Source organism: Protofrankia symbiont of Coriaria myrtifolia (genome assembly GCF_900634755.1).
Classification (GTDB): Bacteria; Actinomycetota; Actinomycetes; order Frankiales; family Frankiaceae; genus Protofrankia; species Protofrankia coriariae.
In genome coordinates, this window is record NZ_CAAAFS010000114.1 from 1 (window position 1) to 5,013 (window position 5,013).

At 67.8% G+C, this 5,013-nt stretch carries 7 protein-coding genes; 5 read left to right on the forward strand and 2 right to left on the reverse strand.

Annotation, left to right across the window (positions count from 1 at the left end; genetic code table 11):
* Positions 1 to 185, forward strand: a 185-nt coding sequence (locus CM1CMNOD_RS21565) for a hypothetical protein (protein ID WP_207387468.1), incomplete at its 5' end; no start/stop codon positions are given.
* Between the two features lie 54 nt (positions 186 to 239).
* Here the strand turns inward: CM1CMNOD_RS21565 and CM1CMNOD_RS06265 are convergent.
* Positions 240 to 710 (reverse strand): hypothetical protein, encoded by a 471-nt coding sequence (locus CM1CMNOD_RS06265; protein ID WP_131772302.1) that lies wholly within the window; start codon positions 708 to 710, stop codon positions 240 to 242.
* Positions 711 to 871: 161 nt separating this feature from the next.
* Between CM1CMNOD_RS06265 and CM1CMNOD_RS06270 the strand changes: the two genes are divergently transcribed.
* Positions 872 to 1,432: a hypothetical protein gene (locus CM1CMNOD_RS06270; RefSeq protein WP_131772303.1), complete on the forward strand. Its 561-nt coding sequence runs from the start codon at positions 872 to 874 to the stop codon at positions 1,430 to 1,432.
* On the opposite strand, the gene CM1CMNOD_RS06275 is transcribed toward CM1CMNOD_RS06270, so the two are convergent.
* Positions 1,433 to 1,879 (reverse strand): hypothetical protein, encoded by a 447-nt coding sequence (locus CM1CMNOD_RS06275; protein ID WP_013872833.1) that lies wholly within the window; start codon positions 1,877 to 1,879, stop codon positions 1,433 to 1,435.
* Positions 1,880 to 2,064: 185 nt separating this feature from the next.
* On the opposite strand from CM1CMNOD_RS06275, the gene CM1CMNOD_RS06280 reads away from it, so the two are divergent.
* The 3 genes from CM1CMNOD_RS06280 to CM1CMNOD_RS06290 all read left to right on the forward strand — a co-directional run.
* Complete coding sequence (locus tag CM1CMNOD_RS06280; protein ID WP_202797679.1) at positions 2,065 to 3,156, forward strand: SMI1/KNR4 family protein; 1,092 nt, start codon at positions 2,065 to 2,067, stop codon at positions 3,154 to 3,156.
* A complete protein-coding gene (locus tag CM1CMNOD_RS06285) occupies positions 3,089 to 3,937 on the forward strand; it encodes an SseB family protein (RefSeq protein ID WP_043603127.1) in 849 nt (282 codons plus the stop codon). The genes CM1CMNOD_RS06280 and CM1CMNOD_RS06285 overlap by 68 nt, the downstream gene beginning before the upstream one ends.
* Positions 3,934 to 5,013, forward strand: a 1,080-nt coding sequence (locus CM1CMNOD_RS06290; RefSeq protein ID WP_165490451.1) for a S8 family serine peptidase, incomplete at its 3' end; no start/stop codon positions are given. The genes CM1CMNOD_RS06285 and CM1CMNOD_RS06290, both read left to right, overlap by 4 nt.

Sequence of the window (5,013 nt, forward strand, 5' to 3'; positions counted from 1 at the left end):
TTATCGATGTTGATCGGGAGCGTGTGCTGGTCGACGGTACGGGGCGGGTGCGTCTGGACCCGAACGGTTCGGAAATGCTGGTCACCTATTCTGTTGACCATGTCCTTTTCCTGGACTGGTTGGAGCGGCAACTGCGCGAGGCGGGTTTCTCTCGTGATGCCGGCCGCGGTGGCCCGCCAGTCTAAAATCGGCGGTGTCGGGCATCGGCCGCGTGGAGTGGTTTTGTGGGCGAGGCTGATTCAGTCGGCGTTGGTGACTTGTTCGCTGGTCTCGTAGTCGATGGACTGTTCTGCCAGCCATGTGGTGAACCTGTCGGCGATCGTGGTTCCCTCGTCGTTTTCCTCCGTGCCGATGATCGTGCGTACGGCCTCGATGAGGAGGCGGTCTTCGTCCAGCGGCCGGATCGGGTAGCCCTGCCATTCCTCGGGAGTGGTGGGGATTCCGGTGTCGGCCAGCCAGGTGTGTAGCGCTGCGGTGTCGGTGAACAGATCCCGGAGGGCTGCCCGTAGTACCCGTGGTACGTGTTCGGTTCTGACGGTCCACGTCCGACGGTACTCGGCGGCATCTTCCTCTATGATCATTTCTACGACGCGGCCCGAGGTGCGGCAGTGTAGCGTCAGGTCGCCGCCAGGAGGTCGTTCGAGGGTGACGTCCTCCGCGGACCATCCGTTCTCGTCCATGAGCCGGGTGAACACGGTAACGGTTCGCATGTCATAGTCGGGCATGCGACTAGTATCGTGCACCTCCCGAGTGGGCGGTTCCTCAGCGTCCGCATGTCTTCGTCAAGAAAAATTTCTGGGCGGGCATCGTGTGGGTGGGGGCGTCCGTTGGTCGGTGGTTTCTACCCGTGGTGTGCTGAGCGGATTGGTTGATGATGGTGGGTGTTGGTAAGATCTGCCGGTTTCTGCAGAGTAACAGTGATCGGCGGCAGATCTTCGCGGTTGTCACCGGTGACGGGTTGGCGGTTGCCTTCGGCCCGTTGGCCTTGGACCAGATTTACGCGGGTCTCTATACCGAGCCGTATCCGACTCGGTGGCATCCGCGGGGAGACGAGGCTCTGGCCGCCGAGCTGGCTGCCCGCGCGGGTGACTTTCATGACCTGGATGACTTCTACCGCTTCTATGGGTACTCTGCAGAGCTGATCGACTGGGTCGAGGCGACCCCGCTGAACATTCCGACGGAGGGCATGAGCGGGGATATGGATGGTGGGTGGGAGGAGTCGGAGGCCGTCGAGCGATTCGGTCTTGATCGGGAGCGGCTGGTTGATGCCGCGTTCCGGGAGGGGATCGTCCCGGGTGCTTTTGATCCTGCCGGCGATCCGCTGTACCATGTTATGTTCGTTACTAATTGGGCGGTTGTCGACCCGTCCGGCAACGTCCGGATCAATCCGAAGGCGTATCGTTTCAAGGCGTGGCTGTCGCTGGAGAACTGATCAAATTGGGGAGCGTCTCGGAACGGGGTGGGCCGTGGCGGTCAGCGTCGCCTGACACGTCGGGAAGCCCGAGGCCCGCTGATCGACAATTTCGTCGTCGATCGTGAGGACGCACTCCGTCGAGGGAAATTGGACGGCCAGTCCGGCGAGTGTCGCCGGCTCGGGAACGGCGGTACCGGAGATCGCCACCAGCATGACATCGGGATACCGCACGGTGATCTGTCGGAACCAGGTCGGTGCAATGCTCTCATCGTGCTGCTGCTTCCCGGTGGCGTCGGTGTAGTTCAGATAGATCTCGAAGCCGGGCCCGCCCCGCAGGTATATCTGGTAGAAGATGACATGATCCACTTTTTCTTCGCGGTGGGGAGCTGGCCCACCCCTGTCGCCAAAGGTGCCGCAGCCGGCCATGAGCACCAGCGCTGCGGCGACTGCCGGCAGCCGTCGCATCAAACCTCCTCCTCATAAGGATAGCCGGTTACCGCACCAGCGCGTTACAAAGGGTGTAGCCGGCCGAAGGCCGGGCGGGGACAGTTGGCGTCGGGACAGTTTCAGCGTTCCAGGCAGGTGCGTGGGAAGAAAGGAGAGCGATGGTTGTACCGCACGGAACCGCTTCGCCTGCACGGGAGCCCCGCGTGATTCCCGGCGGCCGGTATGTGTTCCAGATCGTCCATCCTGCTTCGCCGATGCTGCGCATCCGGTACCGGGACGGAATCCCGGTCGGGCCGCACGGCTTCCCCGACTGGATCCCGTGCGCACATGCCGTCGTCCGGCTGCCACCGTGCTCACCTGATCTCGGCGTGGACGAGGCACGCGTGGTCGACGTGCTCACCGCCAACAACACCATGGCCGCCAGCGGAGATCCGCTCTGGGCGGGCCTGCCCGGGGGCGCCACCCCGGCCGGGTGGACCTGGGCGCACCTGCCGGTGCTGCTGTCCGGGACACGCCGGATCGCCCTCGTCCCCGTCGAGTTGCATGGTGCGTACCGGCATCTGGGTGGGGTGAGCACCGGCAAGGCCGATCGCGCCCGACGCGGCCTGCCGGCGGAGGGCGGGGCACCGCCACGGATCCGGTTCACGCAGCGGCTGTCCGACGAGGTGATGGAGAAAGTGGAGGAGCGTCTGGGGTATGGCCTGCCCGCCGGCTACCGGTCGTTTCTGCGTCGGACGAACGGCGGATGCCCGGCCGCGCCAGCCGTGCACCCCGGTTTCGGCTTCGTCGTCGATCAGCCGTTCTTCGGTGTGGCCCGCCAGGACCGGCTCCAGGATCTGGTGTACGCGAACGCCTGGTTCGGTGACCGGCTCACCCCCGATTTCCTGGCGATAGGGTACGTACAGGGTGGGCTGATCGCCGTCCGGGTGCGCGGCGGCGACGAGGGCTCGATCTGGTACTGGGACGACGATGACCCGCGGGACACCGATACGTACACGGCCGGCGACGTGTGCAAGCGGCTTCTGCGCCGGTGCGCCGACGACTTCGTGGCGTTCTGGCAGGTGCTGACCGAGCCGCCCCCTTCGCTGCGGGAGCTCGCCGCCCACAACCCGGCCACGGTCGTGGTGCCAGAAGGGACGGGCGTGAGCCTGCCGGCCTCCCGGCGCGTGCCATCGAGGAGCCGTCCATCGAGGAGCAAGGCGCAGTCCCAGCGACCACGGAGCCCCAGTGACCACAGCATGGCAGCCGGCGAACGACACCGAGGTCGCGATGGCGCGGGCACTGACCGACGCTGACCGGGCCGGGTTCTTCCGGATCCTCGCCACCGCCGACCTCTACCTGCCCCAGGTCGGCCCACCCCGGGCCGGCGCGGACGAGGCGCGGGGCCAGACCTTCATCACCGGGGAGTTCGCCGGCCAGACCGTCCTGCCCGTGTTCACCTCGGTCGAAGGTCTGGCCGCCTTCTCGGGTGCCTACACCACCACCAGCTACACCGAGCTACGCCAGAAATGGCCGACGCCGCAGTGGTGGTTGGCGGTCAACCCCGGTTACCCGATCGACGCGTACCTGCCGGTCGAGGCGGTCGAGGCGGCCGCCCGGGGAGAGCTTGAGATCCAGACCGCCGGCGAGGCCATCGTCGACGCGATGGCCGACGACCCCGAGGCGGCGTCCGCGCTTCTCGACACCGACGAGGCACTGCGCGCCGCCGCTGCCCGCGCCGACACCGCCGGGTATGTCGACAGGCTCCTGGACGCCAGGGTCGTGGTACCGACCGCGCGCAAGGTGGCCGATCCGCAGGAGATCCTCGAGGAGGGCTTTCCCTGGCTTATGGCCGGTGTCCCGGACGCGCCCGCCATCGAGGTGTTCACCTCGGCGGAGATGTTTGCGGCAGCGCACCCCGACCAGGGGCCGTCGGTCACCCTGCCGTTCGTGTTGCTCGCCGGCGTCTGCCCGCAGGGCCATGCCCTGTCGGTCAATCCCGGCATCCCATGGGGCATCGAGGTGCCGGCCGACCAGGTGCGCTCGCTGTTGCTCTGGCAGCCACGGGACGGCTCGGGGGAAGGCGCCGATCGGTGAGCGGTACCAGACGGGCGCCGACCGTCGGGGTATCAGTCCTTCACGACGCGGTGCGGGCTCTGCCCGCCCCGCTGCCCACCCTGCTGCTTGCCTCGCTGCCTGCTCTGCTGCTTGTGTTGCTCGTCCTGCCGGCTCGCGCGTTGGCCGTCCCGACCGGGCGGGACTGTACCGAACCGGGGCAGGACTTCCGGGGTGTCCCCTGGGCACAGCAGCTGCTGGCACCGGACCACGTCTGGCCCTTCACGCGTGGCAGCGGTGTGACCGTCGCGGTGCTCTCCTCCGGTGTCGACGCCAACCATCCCCAGCTGGCCGGTCATGTGGCCGCCGGCTTTGACGCGGTCGCCTCAGGCGGTACGGCGAACAGCGATTGCCTCGGCCTCGGTACCCAGGTGGCGGGAGTGATCGCCGCCCGGCGGGTTGACGACGTCGGGTTCGCCGGACTGGCGCCCAACGTCACGATCCTGCCCGTACGTGTCATCGCCGACCAGCATTTCGGCTCCACCGAGGTGGACCCGACGGTGCTCGCCCGCGGGATCGCCTGGGCGGCTGCCAGCGGCGCGCGGGTCATCGATGTCGCCGTGGCCGTCTATGTCGACAACACGGCGGTTCGCGCGGCGGTCGCGGACGCGTTGGCCAGGGGTGTCACCGTGGTGGCGGCGGTCGGTGACCGGGGTGACGCGAACGATCGCAACCCGATCCCGTACCCCGCGGCCTATCCCGGTGTCGTCGGGGTCGGCGCGATCGACCAGCAGGGCAACCGGTGGGCCGGGTCGGCGCACGGTGACTATGTCGACCTCGTGGCGCCGGGCGCCGAGATGGTGACGCTGCAACGGGCCGGTGGCATGGCCGTCAACGTCAGCGGCACCGGTATCGCGTCCGGGCAGGTCGCCGCGACGGCCGCACTGGTTCGCGCCCGGCGCCCCGACCTGAAATCCGGCCAGATCGCCAGGCGGCTCGCCGTGACCACCATCCCGACCGCCATCGGGCCTGACCTCGGCCAGGGCATCGTGAACCCGTACGCGGCGGTGAACGACACGCTCGTCGACGCCAGCCCCGTACCTCTGCCCGCCCTGACC